At 40.9% G+C, this 18114-nt stretch carries 16 protein-coding genes; 12 read left to right on the forward strand and 4 right to left on the reverse strand.

What is annotated here, in order from left to right:
* Positions 1 to 18 precede the first annotated feature (18 nt).
* The 4 genes from thrB to ACVCDT_RS00900 all read right to left on the reverse strand — a co-directional run bounded on the left by thrB (position 19) and on the right by ACVCDT_RS00900 (position 5046).
* The gene (gene thrB, locus ACVCDT_RS00885; RefSeq protein WP_447130855.1) at positions 19 to 1035 is read right to left on the reverse strand and encodes a homoserine kinase; all 1017 of its coding nucleotides are present in this window, start codon (positions 1033 to 1035) and stop codon (positions 19 to 21) included.
* Entirely contained in the window at positions 1035 to 3497 is a 2463-nt protein-coding gene (thrA, locus tag ACVCDT_RS00890; protein ID WP_447130856.1) for a bifunctional aspartate kinase/homoserine dehydrogenase I, read from the reverse strand. Before thrA ends, thrB begins: the two co-directional genes overlap by 1 nt.
* Before the next feature lie 261 nt (positions 3498 to 3758).
* Positions 3759 to 4220 carry a redox-sensitive transcriptional activator SoxR gene (gene soxR / locus ACVCDT_RS00895; protein ID WP_447130857.1) on the reverse strand — a complete coding sequence of 154 codons (462 nt, stop codon included), beginning with the start codon at positions 4218 to 4220 and terminating at the stop codon, positions 3759 to 3761.
* Positions 4221 to 4485: 265 nt separating this feature from the next.
* Entirely contained in the window at positions 4486 to 5046 is a 561-nt protein-coding gene (locus tag ACVCDT_RS00900; RefSeq protein ID WP_447130858.1) for a hypothetical protein, read from the reverse strand.
* Positions 5047 to 5378: 332 nt separating this feature from the next.
* Between ACVCDT_RS00900 and ACVCDT_RS00905 the strand changes: the two genes are divergently transcribed.
* The 12 genes from ACVCDT_RS00905 (at position 5379) to ACVCDT_RS00960 (ending at position 17993) form a co-directional block, all read left to right on the forward strand.
* On the forward strand, positions 5379 to 6821 hold the full coding sequence (locus tag ACVCDT_RS00905) for a sensor histidine kinase (protein ID WP_447130859.1): 1443 nt from the start codon (positions 5379 to 5381) through the stop codon (positions 6819 to 6821).
* Positions 6818 to 8167 carry a sigma-54-dependent transcriptional regulator gene (locus tag ACVCDT_RS00910; protein ID WP_447130860.1) on the forward strand — a complete coding sequence of 450 codons (1350 nt, stop codon included), beginning with the start codon at positions 6818 to 6820 and terminating at the stop codon, positions 8165 to 8167. Before ACVCDT_RS00905 ends, ACVCDT_RS00910 begins: the two co-directional genes overlap by 4 nt.
* On the forward strand, positions 8164 to 9072 hold the full coding sequence (locus tag ACVCDT_RS00915) for a 1-aminocyclopropane-1-carboxylate deaminase/D-cysteine desulfhydrase (protein ID WP_447130861.1): 909 nt from the start codon (positions 8164 to 8166) through the stop codon (positions 9070 to 9072). The genes ACVCDT_RS00910 and ACVCDT_RS00915 overlap by 4 nt, the downstream gene beginning before the upstream one ends.
* 68 nt (positions 9073 to 9140) lie before the next feature.
* Complete coding sequence (locus ACVCDT_RS00920) at positions 9141 to 10139, forward strand: Kelch repeat-containing protein (protein ID WP_447130862.1); 999 nt, start codon at positions 9141 to 9143, stop codon at positions 10137 to 10139.
* Positions 10140 to 10757, forward strand: a complete 618-nt coding sequence (gene pnuC, locus ACVCDT_RS00925) for a nicotinamide riboside transporter PnuC (protein WP_447130863.1) — start codon at positions 10140 to 10142, stop codon at positions 10755 to 10757. It abuts the gene before it with no gap.
* Positions 10750 to 11289, forward strand: coding sequence for an ATP/GTP-binding protein (locus tag ACVCDT_RS00930; RefSeq protein ID WP_447130864.1), 540 nt, complete (start codon positions 10750 to 10752; stop codon positions 11287 to 11289). The genes pnuC and ACVCDT_RS00930 overlap by 8 nt, the downstream gene beginning before the upstream one ends.
* A gap of 91 nt (positions 11290 to 11380) precedes the next feature.
* Positions 11381 to 12583, forward strand: coding sequence for a saccharopine dehydrogenase family protein (locus ACVCDT_RS00935; RefSeq protein ID WP_447130865.1), 1203 nt, complete (start codon positions 11381 to 11383; stop codon positions 12581 to 12583).
* 200 nt (positions 12584 to 12783) lie between these two features.
* Positions 12784 to 14499: an ATP-binding protein gene (locus tag ACVCDT_RS00940; protein ID WP_447130866.1), complete on the forward strand. Its 1716-nt coding sequence runs from the start codon at positions 12784 to 12786 to the stop codon at positions 14497 to 14499.
* 100 nt (positions 14500 to 14599) lie between these two features.
* Positions 14600 to 15739 (forward strand): carboxynorspermidine decarboxylase, encoded by a 1140-nt coding sequence (gene nspC / locus ACVCDT_RS00945; protein ID WP_447130867.1) that lies wholly within the window; start codon positions 14600 to 14602, stop codon positions 15737 to 15739.
* 110 nt (positions 15740 to 15849) lie between these two features.
* Positions 15850 to 16272 carry a hypothetical protein gene (locus ACVCDT_RS00950; RefSeq protein WP_447130868.1) on the forward strand — a complete coding sequence of 141 codons (423 nt, stop codon included), beginning with the start codon at positions 15850 to 15852 and terminating at the stop codon, positions 16270 to 16272.
* Complete coding sequence (locus tag ACVCDT_RS00955) at positions 16269 to 16463, forward strand: helix-turn-helix transcriptional regulator (RefSeq protein WP_447130869.1); 195 nt, start codon at positions 16269 to 16271, stop codon at positions 16461 to 16463. Before ACVCDT_RS00950 ends, ACVCDT_RS00955 begins: the two co-directional genes overlap by 4 nt.
* Positions 16464 to 16586: 123 nt before the next feature.
* The gene (locus tag ACVCDT_RS00960; protein ID WP_447130870.1) at positions 16587 to 17993 is read left to right on the forward strand and encodes a M20/M25/M40 family metallo-hydrolase; all 1407 of its coding nucleotides are present in this window, start codon (positions 16587 to 16589) and stop codon (positions 17991 to 17993) included.
* Positions 17994 to 18114 lie beyond the last annotated feature (121 nt).

Genomic DNA, 18114 nt, shown 5'->3' on the forward strand with positions numbered 1-18114 from the left:
ATTACGTCCTTTTAACGCTTAGTTAGACTTTGGAGCCTTAGGCGTAAATTCAACCTTTGCTCCTTGGGTGTCTAATTGACAAACAAAGCTAAAGCCGTTGTCATTTTGAATATAATTGTCTGTTAACCATTGATTAATACTAATTGCATTTGCCTGATTGTTACATACCGCAAATACCGTTGGTCCCGACCCCGATATGCCAAAAGCGAGCGCGCCATTTTGGCTGGCAAAAGCTCGCGACTCATCAAATTTAGGCAACAACGACTTGCGATAAGGTTCAGCTATCACATCTTGCATCATAGCCGCCGCTAATGCCTCATCTTGACTGTATAACGCATGGGTAAATACCGCTAATTGTCGACCAAAACTAATGGTGTCGGCCATAGAAATACTTGTAGGCAATATATCTCTGGCAGCCGCTGTTGATACGCTAATGCCAGAATAACACACTACCCAATACCAATTTTCAAATATAGGTAGGCTTAATGCAACTTGCTCACTATGCTCTGCCATTAAGGTCAATCCGCCTAAAAAGCATGGGGCCACATTATCGTAATGAATACTGCCACTAATTTGCCCTTCAAGCTCGCCCATCACCAAGAGCAACTCGTTGTCTGTGCAAATCTTTGTTTCAAAATACTGGCTATAAAACGCGTTTAAGCCATGCAAAGCCGCGACTATTGAGCTGGCACTTGAGCCTAAACCACTGCCTATAGGCAAGTGTTTATATAAGGTCATTTTAAGCGTTGGAATTGCTAGTTGTTGATAACCTTTTTCTATTAATAAGCTTAAAAAGTGTTGGTAACAACGAGTGACTATATTGCTATTTGCATCTGGGGGGAGCTTATTAGCAAAACGCCCCTTCACTTCTAAGCTAAATTGCTCTGCTATTTCCAACGAAACTTGATCGCCCAACGGGCTGCCATCAACAGGCTTTAACGCGGCGCCTAATAAATCGAATCCTAGGCTAACATTACCGATTGAAGCAGGTGCATAAGCGGTTACACATTGTTTTGACATATTAATTTCTGACATTAAAGGTGATTAGTCCATGGCATTGTACGCATGACATCGGCAAATACGCCAGCAGCCGTAACAGATGCTCCTGCGCCATAACCTCTAATCACATAAGGTATAGGCTGGTAATAATGACTGTGAATAGCCAAGGCATTCTCACCATCTTTTACCATATACAAGGGATGAAATTCATCCACGGCTTCTATGCTCACCACGCATTTTCCATGCTCTATAGAGCCAACATAGCGCAATACTTTACCTTCTTCTTTGGCTCTTGCCACTTTCTCTTGGTAATAGTTGTCTAATTCAGGTAAGCGTCGCATAAACTCTTCTATGCTGCCAGATGCATCAAAAGAGGCGGGCAAAATAGGCTCTATGGTGATGTCACTTAACTCTAAAGACAGACCAGACTCACGCGCCATAATTAATAATTTACGCGCCACATCCATGCCACTTAAATCATCCCTTGGATCTGGCTCAGTAAAACCATTGGTTTTAGCAATTTCTGTGGCTTGGGATAAGCTTAATCCTTCGTCTAATTTTCCAAAAACAAAAGACAAAGACCCAGATAATATGCCTTCAAAGCGTAAAAGCTCGTCACCCGCATAAAATAGATTCTGCAAGTTATCAATGACAGGTAAACCCGCACCTACTGTGGTTTCGTATAAAAACTGACGATTAGTTTTTTGTGCGGTATCGCGCAATAGTTGATAAAACTCAGCACTGGCGGTATTGGCTTTTTTATTGGGTGTGACCACATGAAAACCGTTAAGCATCATATCTGGATACTGCTCAGCCACGGCACTGCTACTGGTGCAGTCAATGATCACTGGATTCACCAAACTATTGTCATGCACAAAGTTTTGAACCCTTTCAATGCTGAAAGCTTGTTCACTTTGATTCAACTGCTCAAGCCAATTGGCATCTAAATCAATGCCGTTTTGTTGTAATAGCAACTTTTTGCTATTGGCTATGCCATACACTTTAAGGCTGATGTTTTTTTCTAATAAGGCCGCTTGTTGACGGGCTATTTGTGCTAATAATTCTTTACCAACACTGCCACACCCTACTAAAAACGCATCAATAGCATGTAAATTTGAGAAAAAGTTCTGATGCACTACTTTGACTGCCTTTTTGGCTTTACGCGCTTCGATTACGGTAGAAATGGAACGTTCGGACGACCCTTGGGCAATGGCCACATTATTCACTCGAGCTTGCGCCAGTGAACTAAAGAACTTGGCCGCTAGCCCTTGTGAATGACGCATACCGTCACCCACTAAAGTGACTATGGCCAATTCATGGCGTACTTCAATCGGATCGAGTAATTGATTGCTTAGCTCTAGGGCAAAACAGTCTTCTAATAAATCTTGAGCGCGCGTGGCATCTTTACTGTGAATACAAAAGCTAATGCTGTATTCAGACGAAGATTGGGTAATTAAACTAATTGAAATATTGGCATTCGACATCACTTCAAACACGCGACTCGCCATGCCCACCATGCCTTTCATACCAGGGCCAGCCACGTTAAACATAGTCATATTATCTAAGTGACTAATGCCTTTTACGCTGGTCCAAGTTTCACTGGCCTGATTGCTAATTAAGGTGCCAGGGGCGGCAGGATTTAAGGTGTTACGAATTAAACAAGGAATATGATGTTGGGCAATAGGGCCGATAGTTTTAGGATGTAACACTTTGGCCCCAAAATAAGACAGCTCCATGGCTTCTTGATAGGTAAGTTTGTCTAACAACACTGCCCCATCAACTTGATTGGGATCGGCGTTATACACCCCATCTACATCTGTCCAAATTTCACAACATTCGGCGTCGATACAAGCGGCTAAAATGGCCGCAGAATAATCAGAACCATTGCGTCCTAAGGTGACTTTTTCGCCTGCTTCGTTTACCGCCACAAAACCCGGCATGATCAAAAGTTGTTTGCCTGAAACATCCACTTCACTAAAACGTTCTTTGCTGGCGGTCACATCGGCTATGCTATCTAGGTAATCCCCTTCAGCCACTATGTAGTTAACTGGGTCAATGATCAGGTTGTCGTGCCCAAAGGAGCGAATAATTTCACTAAAAATATTAACACTTATATATTCACCTAAGCTTAATACCTTAGCCACCACTTGTTCTGGTGCACAACGCAACAAAGAAAAGCCTTCTAAGTGTTGATTAAGATCATTGAGGGTATGTTGAATAAAACCTGCTAGTTTTTCTTGAGAAAAGTTATCAAGCTGTTGCTCAAGATCATCTAAAATCCCAAAAAGCACCATATTTAACTTAGCAAACAATTCGCCGTAGTCTTTGCCTGCTGCGGCTTCTTCACATAAAAGTGATAATGCATTGGTCACCCCTTTAGGAGCAGACAGCACCACAGCCGCGCCTGTGTCTAGATGGCAATCTAAACAGATATCTTTGACTCTTAAATAGCGCTGTGCGTCTGCCAACGACGACCCACCAAACTTCAACACTTTCATTTTTTTGCTCCTCGCCCTGACCATCTATAATAATGTGTTGTTAGTTAACTTTCTGCTAGTCAATTAACAAAAAAGCCCGCTTAGGTGGCGGGCTTTTAATGTGTTATGCGTTTGCACTAGCCAGCGACCACCTCATCGAGGGTGGTAATCATCATGCTGGTGGTGTTGCTTGTGCGTCTTTTCATAAATCCAATTTGCCGTATAGACGTCTATAAGTCAACAAGGTGATTCAGATGTTTTGTTATTTGATATTCCGCTCTGTCACTTTGCTGTAATATTTGCTTCTGACTTGAATAAAATGACCGGTCCTGGCCCTTGCTCAGCCAAAGTGTCGTCTGGGTTGTATATAGGACAACTTTGCAAAGATAAACACCCACACCCAATACAAGCATCGAGTGAATCTCGTAGCTTAATTAACGCAGCAATCTGTTGATCCAGTTGGCTTTGCCAACTCGCCGAAAGCGCGGCCCAGTCTTGTTTGTCTGGGGTTCTTTGATTAGGTAATTGGGCTAAGGTTTGCTGAATATCAGTTAAGCTTATGCCTAAACGCTGAGCCGCTTTAATTACCGATATTCTACGCAAAACATCACGTTTGTAACGCCTTTGGTTACCTTGATTACGCCAGCTTCTAATTAACCCTTTTTGTTCGTAAAAATGTAAGGTTGAAACTTTTACCCCAGTGCGTTTTGCTACATACCCCACAGATAGGTTGGCATCTAACATAAGATTTTCCTTAAAAATTTTCACTATACGCAAAAACTTGTTTACCTCAAGTTAACCTGAGGTTTTATTCTGCCTTTGAATTTAACCTAAAGAGGAAAATAACCATGTTAAAATTTAAAAAGATTATGCTTTTTGCCCTAGTTGCCCACCATAACCAAAGCCATCTAGCTAATTTGAGTATTTATCATGGCACTATGTATTTTAAATAAAACAATAAAATAGGCGGCCTAAGCCGCCTATTAACCCAGTTTTCTTGAATTTAAATTTAGCGTTTAGCATCAAGCGCGGCTTGGATTTTATCTAGCTCAGCTTGTGAGAACTTCCCTTTTTTAATTAGTTTAGTTATAACATCACTGTGCCCTTCAAGCGCCATCTCTTTGCCATCAGCATGAATGATATGTTTACGAATAACCTTTTTACCGTCACCTTTAATCACTTCAATATCTAAGTCGTGATCTTCTTCACCCATAAACTCAACTCTGTGACCCTCACCTTTATTCAGCACAAAAACTTTTTCTACTTCAACTTGACCATTATGTTCACCTTTATTAAGACCTTGAAGTGCTTTTAGTACCGTTTTACGCGTTTCGGGATCTAAATCGGCTAGTTTAGCTGCTAATAATTCGCTATCTGCGAGTTCTTCGGCAGTCACTACTACCGAATGCTCAATATCATCATTTTGCACCCAAACATTAACGTCTTGACCTTTTTCAGCTTTTATTTCTATGGTTTTATGCTTGACGTCTTCCTTGGCGTAAACGCTACCCAAAGTAGCTAAACTGCTCAATATGCTGCAAAGCAATACTTGCTTGATTAATGTTTTCATTATCTTTCTCCGTTAAAAATTAAAGACCCATCATTATTTTTGTCACTCACACTAACTATCAAATCTTGTACCATTATTAATTTTTTATTGTTTATCAATAGGTTGAAATATTCTACGGTTTTGCGCGCTGCAATTTACCTAACAATTTTCTGCATATGAGGATATGATTTCCCCATATGGGGATATTTATGTGGTTAGATCTCCCTACGCAGAAGAATAAGTACATATTAATCAATAAGTTAAATTTACCTTTAGCTTGGCCTAAATATTGATGTTGAAATGAATATTAATTAAACCAAGGTTCTCCAACTTAACTGGATCACACATTTAATATGTCTTTAAAGCATTACGTTTTTATGTTGATGGCTTTGCTGGTTTTAATTCTGGCATCTACTCAATTACTCTTTATTCACTATATTCAACAACAAGTAAGTCAAGAAGTAGAAGACAAAAGCCGCGCGCTTTCCAAACAAGCTTTAAAGTTGTTAGTCGATACCTTACCAGATAAACAACGGGTAGTGGACCACCCACAATACTATGGAAATCCCACAAGTAATCGCGAAAAAGCACCAGCCCAACGCTTTAAAATTAGCCTAAAATCAACGCCCAATAAATCTATTGAATTAGGTGATGGCTATCGGTTTGTCAGCGGAGAACGAACTCAGACCTTGAAGGTTTCGCCCATTTATTATTCTGCTCCTATCGAATTAAAAGAACAATTAGTCGGGCAATTACAGTCATTTGAATTTCAACCTCTTAACGACAATTACGCCTTTTCGCTTAGTCAATCAAAAGGTGGGCACATTGCCCAACACATAGTGCAATTTGGTAAACAAGATTCAGCCATACATCATTATTTTAATGGTCTAATTTTTGGCACAATAATCTTCACTTTTTGTGTTTTATTATTAGCGTATTGGCTAGCTCGGCATATTAGTCGCCCCTTGCAGGCCCTGTCACAGGGCTTTCACCAGTTACAGCTTGGGTTACTTGGTCATCAAGTTACGCCTTCTGGCGTGCAAGAAATGCAAGAGACTATGGATAGTTTTAATGCCATGAGTAATAAGTTACTCGCCTTAAGCCAAATGGAAAAACGCTTTGCACAACAGCAGCAACTGGCTGAATTAGGTGAGGTGGCTAGAGGCGTTGCCCATACTTTACGCAATCCTATCAATACTTTAGGTTTAGCTGTGGAGCAAATAAGCCAGACCAACATGCCACAAAGTGAACGCCTTGAATTAGCAAAACAAGTGCGGGATAAAATTTCACGCTTAGATACCAGCATAAAAAGTTTACTGAGTTTAACTGCTCAAGACATCCAAAGAGACCAGCCGGTCGATCTAAATCAAGTGATTCAAGATATAGTGTTAGAAATGAGCATGAGCTATCAACACACAATTCACTTTTTCCCCAAACAAAGGATACAAATATTAGGTGCTGAGGTGGAAATAAGAGCGATGATCCATACCTTAGTGGTCAATGCCATAGAAGCCAGTGATAGTAAGCAAGCAGTGAGTATTGAGGTTTGCCAAAATACAGATTGGATCAATGTGCAGGTGACGGATTACGGTCCAGGAGTCGACCCTGCTATTCACACCAATTTATTTAAGCCCCATATCACCAATAAACCCGAAGGGGCTGGGATGGGTTTGTATATTGCCCAACGTATTTGCCAACTTCATTACCAAGGCAATATTGAACTAAAAAACCAATCACCTGTTGGCTGTGTTGCCAGCTTAACTTTGGCAAATGCTGGCTGGGAGGCAAAAAAGTGAATACCGCAGCAAATATTTTAGTGGTGGAAGATGATCCTCAACAACGGCAACTCATCCAAGGTATTTTACAATCAGAGGGACACAATGTATCAGCGGCCGCAAACGTTGAAGAAGCAATATTAGTACTAAAAAAACATTCCATTGATTGTGTATTTTCTGATTGGAAATTGGCCCAATTAAGTGGTTTAGATTTACTGAATTATGTCCGTAAAAATCAAGCAGAGCTTGGGTTTGCCATTGCCACGGCTTACGGCACCATAGCGCATGCAGTTAAGGCCATCAAGGCCGGGGCAGATGATTATTTAGCCAAACCTTTTCAGCGCCAAGAGTTATTATTGTGCATTGATAAAATTACCAAAGCCAAACTGTTAAGAAGTCAGAATAAACAACTAACCCAAGCTTTAGCCGAGCAACAACAATTAGTGGATTTAGTGGGCAATGCGCCATGCATGCAACGCCTTTACGAACGTATTAAACGAGTATCTAATACTGATGTCAGTGTGTTAATTAGTGGAGAAAGTGGCACTGGCAAAGAATTGGCCGCCCGAGCATTGCATCAATTGTCTAACCGAAATCAGCAGGCATTTATCACAGTCAATTGCGGAGCGATCCCCGAATCGTTAGCTGAAGCAGAATTTTTTGGGGCTTTGAAGGGTTCGTTTACGGGTGCCTATCAAGACAAAATGGGTAAACTACAAAGCGCTGATAAAGGCACTTTATTTTTGGATGAAATTGGTGAAATGCCAATGGCCATTCAAGCCAAAATGCTCAGATTTTTACAAGAAGGAACTGTCACCCCTTTAGGTAGCCATCAAGAAGTCAAAATCGACGTTCGAGTGATAGCAGCCACTCACAGAGATTTAGCTCAAATGGTGGCTAAAGGACAATTTAGAGAAGATTTATTTTACCGACTGAATATTGTGCCCTTACACATGCCAGCGCTAAGAGAACGTCAAGAAGACATAGGCCGATTAATCTCCTTCTTTTTGGCCAAAACGAGTCAACGTCATGGCGTTGCTTTGCCAGAGATAACCAAGTCCACGTTAAAGCAGTTAATTGACTACAGTTGGCCTGGCAACGTACGAGAATTAAGCAACCGTATTGAGCGTTTTGTCTTATTGGCAGACGAACAAGAATTGTTAGTTGACTCACATGCCCTCGCATTAAGCCACGATAAAGGGTTTAACTTACCTGAAGGTGGTCTGGATTGGGAAGCCTTTGAAAAACAATGCTTAAGCCAAGCGCTAATAAAACATCATGGTAACCGTACCCAAGCTGCCAAATTTTTAAACCTGAATTACAAAGCCTTTTTATACCGACTAGATAAATACGGGCTTACCCAGTGAATGAACTACAGTTGGCTCAACTATTAGGCATTAATCAACCTTCGCCTATTCACCCACTTTGTCCTAATTGGCAAGGTATAGAGAACATCAATTTACTGGTGAAACGCGATGATTTGTTGCACCCCATCATCTCAGGCAATAAATGGCGCAAGTTAAAATTTGCTTTATTGCAAGCCGTGCAACAACAGACTCAACATATAATCAGTTTTGGTGGTGGCTTTTCTAACCACTTACATGCCTTGGGATATTGCTGCCATAAGTTAAATATTCAATTTACCGCTATTGTCAGAGGGGATTACTCCAGCAACCTGTCGCCTATGCTGCAAGACCTAGTAAAATGGAAAACCAATATTCAGTATGTCGATAGGCAAACTTATCAAGAGCGCAATAGCCCTGCTTATTTGTCGCAGCTAATTAAACATTCACCTAAGGCCTGTATTATTCCAGAAGGTGGTTCGCAACAAGCTGCATTAAAAGGTGTTGGCGAAATACTTCAAGAAATTACCCAGCCCATAGACTATTTAATATTACCTGTTGGCAGCGGTGGAACCTTGGCGGGTTTAGTAGCCAACACTAACAATCCAATGTATCAATTAATTGGCATTGGGGTGTTAAAAGGTCAAGATTATTTAGAGTCGTTAGTCCAAGCGCTTTTGCCTAATCCACACACAACAACTGCGCAATGGCATATAGAGCACGACTACCACTTTGGCGGATACGGCAAAAGCCCAGAGCCGTTAAAGCAATTTTGTTCTGACTTTACCCAAAACACTCAGGTGCCTATTGAGCCTGTTTACAGCGGTAAAATGTTCTTTGCAATTCAGGCCCTAATCGCCAACCAAAACTTTGCCCCAGGCAGCACTGTTTTAGCTTTGCATACTGGTGGATTACAAGGCGCTAGGTAATCAATGGTTGATCCCATACAAAGTTTTACAGTAAATTCTGGGTTTAGCTCCTAAAAGGAATCCTCACTTTGTTTAGTCTTTCACCATATCGCGCATTAACTGTTGCCTTAAGTTTGTTAGTTTTTAGTACATTTAGCCACAGTTCAGCACCCTATACCCCTCCTCAATTGGTAAAAAAGCCATCCAGCATAAAACTTAATACTGCGCGCTTCGGTCATGTGGCAGTGAATGATTCAAAGCGTATTTTTGTTATGGGTGGACGCTCACTAGATGGTGCTTATTTAACCGATATAGAGGTAATAGATCCAGTTGCCAATACTGTCACTACTTTAGAAGACAAGTTAATTGGAAGGCGCTATGCAACAGCGGTATTTGATGGCGATCGCTCTATTTATTTATTTGGTGGTACTACCCGTATTAAACGAGCCATGACCCTAGAGCACAGGGTTGAAAAAATTGATACCCAAACTTTTGAGGTAAGCATAGTGACCGAAATGCCTTGGCCAAGAAAATCAGCTTCAGCCAATATGCTAGCCCATTATGTGGTCATCAGTGGCGGTAGCAAGTTTGACCGTAAGCGTTCTAAAAAGATGTTAGCAACTTCTACTGTGGGTATTTATGACAGCAAAAATAACCGCTGGTTAGAAGGGGCAGATATGCCTACTGAAAAAGAAACTAAAACGGTAATGGTGAATAACTTGATTTATGCCTTAGGCGGCTACAATATGCGCCAAACTTTGCCAGCTTTAGAGCGTTTTAATTTATCCACTAACCAATGGCAAAAACTGCCTGCTTTACCACGCGAAATGAGTGCACACTCAGTTGCTTCACTGGGCAATCATATTTTTACCTTTGGTGATTATCGTCAACTCAATGTGCATTATCATTTGGATTTAAACACTGGTACTTGGCAAGAATTAGACATAGGTTTTACTCCGTCAAGACACAGCGCGGCCACCACTTTGAATGATACTATCTATGTTATTGGTGGTACTACTGGTACAGCAGGGGCAACTTTAGACGAAATTCAGCAATTCAGTTTTCAAGCAACTAAGTCAGCTCAATAGATGAACTTGTCTGACTGGCTTCAAGGCTTTGCAGGGGCATCACCGCTAGAATGGCTAGCCACAGTGTGTGGCTTTATCTGCGTTTATTTAGTGATTAAACGTAATATTTGGTGCTTCGCTTTTGGCTTTGTTCAAGTCAGCATTTACACTTGGATTTTTTATGAAGTAAAGCTCTATTCTGATGTAATTTTGCATGTTTTTTATATGGGCTTTCAAGTATATGGTTGGCTACTTTGGCGTAGCGCCCGTGATGATCAAGGCCAAGTTATCATTAACAAAGGTAGCCTCAAAGAATACGCTTTTTGCTTTTTTGTGGTGCTAATTAGTACTTGGATACTAGGCAGTGTGATGTTTCATTATACTGATGCGAGTTTTGCCTACCCAGATGCTTTTACTACTAGCGCTAGTTTAATCGCACAATTGTTACTTTCGCATAAAAGATTGTTCAATTGGTCGTTTTGGATATTGGTAGACATAGTTGCCATAGGTATATATTGGCAAAAAGGTTTGTATCCTACTTCTGCGTTATACGCATGCTTTTTAATCATGGCCTCAATTGGTCAATGGCAGTGGTATAGAGATTATAAAAACCTAGAGGTATCAAACAGTCGTGATTAAAAAAATAGTATTTCTAGGGGCACCTTCTACCGGTAAAACCACTTTATGCCAAGCATTGGCAAAAACGTTAAATACTGTGACTGTGGCCGAATATGGGCGCGAATATTGGTTAAATCATCAAGTGAATAGACGTTTAACCGCCGAGCAACTATTACACATAGCTATCACCCAAAATCAATGGGAAGATCAAGCCGAAAGCCAAGCCAACCGCTATTTGTTGTGTGACACCAATGCCTTTACTACTTGGCATTTTGCTTTGCATTACCATGGTGATGCGTTACCCGAGCTCACACAGCTGGCCAAACAAAGCTGGCAAAGGTACGACCTAGTGGTGTTATGTGATGAAGATATTCCGTACGACAATACCTGGGAGCGTTCAGGCGATGCCAATCGTCAAGAGTTTCAAGCCTTTAATCGAGCTTACCTAAAACAACATGCTATTCCTTACATAGTAGCGTCTGGCGATGTAAGCCAAAGAGTAGAGCTAGTATTAGCGGCATTGGCGATAAAATCGCCAGACCTGTGTGGTTAATTGCCTTCTGTTAAGATTCAACTTGCACCCTAAGCAATTACTGCTAGCATTCGCACTTTAAATTTTAATTTCAAATTATTGGGGATAACCTATGTCTCGTGTTCTCATCATTGGTGCTGGCGGTGTTGCTGCAGTTACCATTAAAAAATGTGCCCGTTTACCTGAGCATTTTGACGAAATTTACCTTGCTAGTCGCACAGTATCTAAGTGCGAAGCCTTACAAAAAGAAGTGGGTATTGATCGGGTAAAAGGTGTGTTTGCGGTAGATGCTGATCATGCCAGTGAAGTTGTTAAGGTAATTAACCAAGTAAAGCCAGACTTAGTGATTAACCTAGCTTTACCTTATCAAGATTTGGCCATAATGGATGCTTGTTTAGAAACAGGTGTGCATTACATGGATACCGCCAATTACGAACCCAAAGACGTAGCCAAGTTTGAATACTCTTGGCAATGGGCTTATCAGGATAAATTCGAAAAAGCCGGGTTAATGGCGTTATTAGGCAGTGGTTTTGATCCAGGTGTCACTAATGTTTATACCGCTTATGCGGCAAAACACTATTTTGACGAAATTCATTACCTAGACATAGTAGATTGTAATGGTGGCGACCATGGTCAAGCCTTTGCCACTAACTTTAATCCAGAAATTAATATTCGTGAAATCACTCAGCGTGGGCGTTTCTTTGAAAATGGCGAATGGAAAGAAACCGACCCATTAAGTGTGCGTGAAGATCTTGATTACCAAAATATTGGGGTACGTGCTTCGTATTTAATGTTCCATGAAGAACTAGAGTCTTTGGTTAAACACTTCCCAACCCTTAAGCGTGCGCGTTTTTGGATGACCTTTGGTGACGCTTACCTTACACACCTAAAAGTGCTAGAAGGCATAGGCATGACCAGTATTGAGCCTATTAACTTCCAAGGTAAAGAAATTGTACCTTTAGAGTTTTTAAAAGCTGTGTTACCTGATCCTGGCTCATTAGCCGACGGTTACACTGGGCAAACTTGTATAGGTACCTACATTACCGGGATAAAAGATGGCCAAGAAAAAACCATCTTTATTTACAATAACTGTGACCATGCCAAATGCCACGAAGAAGTGGGTGCACAAGCGGTATCCTACACCACAGGCGTACCTGCCATGATTGGTGCCGCACTTATGCTTAATGGCACATGGAAAAAACCAGGGGTATGGAATATGGAGCAATTTGATCCAGATCCTTTCATGGACATGCTGAATATTCATGGCCTACCATGGCATGTAATAGAATGCGACCAGAGTCCATTTAAAAAATAATCCACTAAGCGCCTTTATGTAAGGCGCTTTTTTTTGCCTTTTTTAATATCCCAATTAGCCCCAAGAGCATTTAACAAATAATTAAGCCTGACAATTAGTTAACCACAGCCGCCAATGCTAGATTTTTTTATTAAAGCCACTTAATCTAGCTATACTGACTCACAGTAACTTAAATTGTGTTGACTTAAATAGGATATCGTTTGAATCCACAAGGCATAAAACTACAGCATCACCAAGACTCACAAGAACTACTAAGAACAGTGGCGTATTTTTTTGCAGCCTTATATTTAATGCTTAGCTTTGCGCACTTTTTTTTATTAGAAGATTCTTTTAAGTGGATCTTAATAGTTACAGCGGGTTCAACCACTATCATTTGTTTTTTGATAGGCAAACTTACCGCCATCATTTTTAAATCAAGCCAAAGTCTGTGTATTTTATTTATGTTGATACTGGCCAGTTCCAACAGTTTGCTGCACTTATGGTATTCAGCTGCACCTGAGCAATCCACCAATATTTTTGTCTGTGTTATAGCCTCTGGCATAGTGTTATCTAGCCGTAAACATTGGTTAATCGCTGTGTTAATTAATTGGCTAGGCTGGGGCTATATTACTTGGACTTTAGAGATAGCATTAGCCCAACACTTTTTCTTTGCCATGGCTATGAGTACATTATTAAGTTGGTTTGCCCACCTAACTCGTAAAAAACTGGTAGAAAAACAAGGCGCGCTAGAAGCTGAAAGAGACTTGGCAGTTCAACACGAACTACAAGCGCAAGCCGCTACTAAAGCCAAAAGCACCTTTTTAGCCACCATGAGCCACGAAATCCGCACCCCAATGAATGGGGTGATTGGCATGATCGAACTTGTTTCCCGGACTCAACTCAATGAAAAACAAGAAAAATTTATTGCATCAGCAAGACGCAGTGCTAAGGCTTTGATGAAAATCATTAATGATGTGTTAGATTTCTCCAAAATTGAAGATGGAGAGCTCAATATAGAGCAGATTAATTTTAACCTTCCTAATTTATTTAATGAATTTACTCAAGACATGCAATTACAGGCCATGCGCAAAGGGCTTAAGCTTGAATTAGTGCAACCACAAAATGTGCCAAACATAGTAGTGGGGGATCCCTACAGGCTAATTCAGATTCTCAACAACTTAGTCAACAATGCTCTTAAATTTACCGAATCTGGTGACATCATAATTAAATACGAAATTGTTGAGTTAAATAAGCAACTTAAGCTAAATGTAATGGTGGCCGACACTGGCATAGGTATAGCTCCTGAAGCGCAATCCACGTTATTTGATTCTTTTTCTCAAGCCGATATGTCTACTACCAGAAAATTTGGAGGAACAGGATTAGGCTTAGCTATTACCAAACAGTTATGCGAATTAATGGGTGGGCAAATCTCAGTTACGAGTCAATTAGGTCAAGGTTCACGCTTTCACTTTTCGGTGATGCTTGCTCCAGCCTCTGATGACTTACCTAAAAACGAGGCCGCGACAGACAAGTCAGACTTACCACATTTTTCTAATTTGCAGGTGTTATTGGTTGAAGACAACTTAATCAATCAAGAGGTGATGCTAGCTATATTGCAAGGCATGGACATAAAAGTTGCTATTACTAACGATGGTATCGAAGCCTTAGAATGGCTCTCAGATAAACAACAAAACCATTGTGATCTTATTTTTATGGATTGCCAAATGCCTAATTTAGATGGTTATGAAACCACTCAAAGGATCCGCGCCGGTGACGCAGGAGAAAACAGAAAAAAACTGCCTATAGTGGCATTAACGGCTAATGCCATAGACACAGAACGAGATAAGTGTTTTGAGGTCGGAATGGACGAATACCTAACAAAGCCGGTCAATCTAGATGAATTAAAGCTTATTCTGGCTAAATATGCCTGTGCCTAACGCATAAATTGCTCAATCTAGCTAAGTTTCGCTTTAACTCTAAATCAGCCAACGATATTCTTAGCGCCCTAATAATTGTTGCCATTAAAATTGCTTTCTTATGACAAATCCAATGTTAAATCCAGCTATTCCTAGCCCTTGTTACGTGTGTGACGAAGCAGCCCTCGAAGCTAACTTAAAGTTAATGCAATACGTTCAGCAACAAAGTGGCGTAGAAATCATCTTAGCCTTAAAAGGCTTCTCCATGTGGTCAACCTTTGAGTTGGTCAAACAATATTTGCAAGGCTCTACCGCTAGCGCTGTATGGGAAGCAAGACTTGGCAAAGAAGAAATAGGTAAACAGGTGCATGCGTTTTCGCCGGCATTTAAACCCAGCGACATAGATCAACTAGTCGATTTAGTCGATCATATTTCTTTTAATAGTCTAGGCCAGTGGCAACGTTATAAAAGCCAAATTTTAAACTCTTCAGTTTCGCCGGGCATTCGTCTGAACGCAGAACATAGAGAAGCGGAAACAGAGCTTTATGATCCAAGTGCGCCAGGCTCACGCTTTGGCATTCTTGCCAAAGATTTAGTCGATGCTGACTTAAGCGGCATTGAAGGTTTTCATATACATAATTTATGTGAATGTGACTCTTACGCCACCGAGCGCACTATCCTTGCCGTAGAAGAGAAATTCAGCCAGTACTTTTCACAGCTTAAGTGGATCAACTTTGGTGGCGGTCACCTTATGACTAAAAAAGGTTATGATCTAGAACATCTTATCGCCACCTTAAAAGCCTTTAAAGCTCGCTACCCTCACCTCAATGTAATTTTAGAGCCTGGCTCAGCAGTAGCATGGCAAACAGGCTCATTAGTGTGTGAAGTCATAGACATAGTCGAAAACCGCGACAAAATTGCCATAGTGGATATGTCGGCTACTGCTCACATGCCTGATGTATTAGAAATGCCCTATCGACCTGAAGTCACAGGTGCAGGCAAAGCGGGTGAAAAAGCTTACACCTATAGATTTGGTGGTAACTCCTGTTTAACCGGTGATGCTATTGATTTATATAGCTTTGATCATGAATTACAAATTGGTGAGCGCATCATTTTTGAAGATATGATCCACTACACTATGGTTAAAACCACCTTTTTTAATGGGGTGGAACACCCTTCTATTGGCATTATCCGTAAAAACGGTGAATTTGAATTAGTGCGCAAATTTACCTATGAAGATTTTAAAGACAAACTTTCTTAATAGTCATGTAAACCTTTCATTTTGTAAAATACACTTGACATTAAACTCAAGGGATTTATACTCACTCAAAAGTAAAGCTTATTTTACTTTATGACTTGAGGGTTTTACATATGACTAAAACTGAAGATAGCCAAACAATTTGTAGTCAACACAACAACCATTACTTATTACCCTTAGCTTTGTGGACTTTGGCATGGCTGGCAAGTACAGCATGTTTAAGATTTGGAGCTGAATACATTTGGAATTATCAACCAGCCTATTCTGTGATGGTATTACTCACCCATATAGCCTTTGGCTTAGCCATGATTAGAGTCAACATAAAACACTTAGCTAGCCTTGACGAGTTACAACGAAAAATCACTATGGATGCCATGGGTATCACTTTAGGTATAGGCTTAATTGCTGGCATAGCCTACGAACAACTTGAAGATATAAAACTCATCACTTTCGAGCCTGAAGTTAGTCACTTAATAATGCTTATGGCTGTGACTTACATCATTAGTATTATTATTGGCAATAGGAAGTATCAATGAAAAACCGCTTAAAAGTATTGCGTGCAGAAAGAGACTGGACCCAAGCCGATTTAGCCAATGCATTGGCGGTTTCCAGACAAACGGCTAACGCCATTGAAAAGGGCAAGTTTGACCCAAGTTTACCTTTGGCTTTTAAAATTGCCCGCTTATTTAATTTACGCGTTGAAGATATATTTATTGAAGATGAATGAACTTAAAAAAATATTCTGAAACATTAAAATGCTGTAAAGGCCACTGGTTTAACACTTAAACTAGTGGCGCTTTGGCTTATCTATAAGCTGCTGGCTACAATAATCGACACCAAAGGAGATACTTTGAAACTAATTAAATTGGCAGCCGCTGCTGCTTTTATATTTTCCTCACCCACTTTTGCCAATGACACCATTATTCCCGTCGCCAAAGAAACCCAAGACACTGCCAGCAGCTTGCGTGATATTGCCAGTAAAGATGATTCGGCCTATGAAATTTTAAAATCACTCACCACAGAAGTAGGTGCACGTCACCCAGGTACACCAGGTGAAAAAGCCGGTATTGAGTGGGGTGTAAAAAAATTCAAAGAGCTTGGCTTTGATAAAGTTTATACCGAAGATGTGCAAATGAATGGTTGGATACGTGAAGTAGAAACCGCAGAAATTATCTTGCCTTCATATCAAACAATGGTGGTGACTGCCCTAGGTCGCTCTAAATCCACCCCCGAAGGTGGCTTAGAAGCGCCCATAGTGCATTTTGAAAGTTATCAAGCTTTAGAAAACGCCGCTGATGGCAGTTTAAAAGGCAAAATTGCCTTTATAAACAAACGCATGGAAAGGTTTAAAAACGGCGCGGGTTATGGCCCGGCCAATATTTCTCGCTCAAAAGGTCATGCATTAGCCGCACAAAAAGGTGCCGAGGCGTTGCTTATTCGCTCTATTGGCACAGACGATCATCGTAATCCACATACAGGCGCGACCAATGTAGCTATGGGCTATACAGAAGTGCCTGCCGTTGCTTTATCTAACCCAGATGCTGATCAATTAATGCGTTTGATGGAATATGGTCACAGCCCTAAAATTAGGTTAAATATTCAAACCAAAGATTTAGGTCCAATAGTCACTAAAAACGTAATTGGTGAAATCACTGGCCGTGAATTACCTGACCAAGTTGTAGTGATAGGCGGTCATTTAGATAGCTGGGATTTGGGCACTGGTGCAGTAGATGATGGAGCTGGTGTGGCCATTGCCATGGCAACCGCAGCCTTAATTAAAGACCATACCCAAATCCGCCCACGTCGCACTATACGTGTAATTCTATGGGGAGCAGAAGAGTTAGGATTAATTGGCGCCAGAGCTTATGCCAAAGCACGCCAAGCTGATGGCACAATTGAAAAACATATCATTGGCTCAGAATCAGACTTTGGCGCTGGCCCAGTTTATGGCTTGCAGTCTTCAGACAACATCTCACCTAAGGCCATACATGTGGTGGATACTATGGCAGGACTTATGGGTGAATTAGGCGTAACTCGTCGCAGCGGTAACACCAGTGGTGGGCCAGATATGATCCCACTTGCCAAATTAGGTGTGCCTGCGATAAACCTAATGCAAGATGGAACAGACTACTTTGACCTACACCACACCCCAGACGACACCTTTGACAAGGTCAATCCTGAGCACATGCGTCAAAACGTCACGGCTTGGGCGGTATTTACTTATATCGCCGCAGAATGGCCAGGAAAGTTTAAATAACGCATAAAATTCTGCCCTTTAGCTAATTAGTTTTAGGGCCTTTTTCTTTTCCACGTCACTAGAAAAAAAACGTTAGCACATTGATTGCGTAATCAATAGGAAAAAGTATGACAGTCTTACA

The organism is Paraglaciecola aestuariivivens, assembly GCF_052983255.1.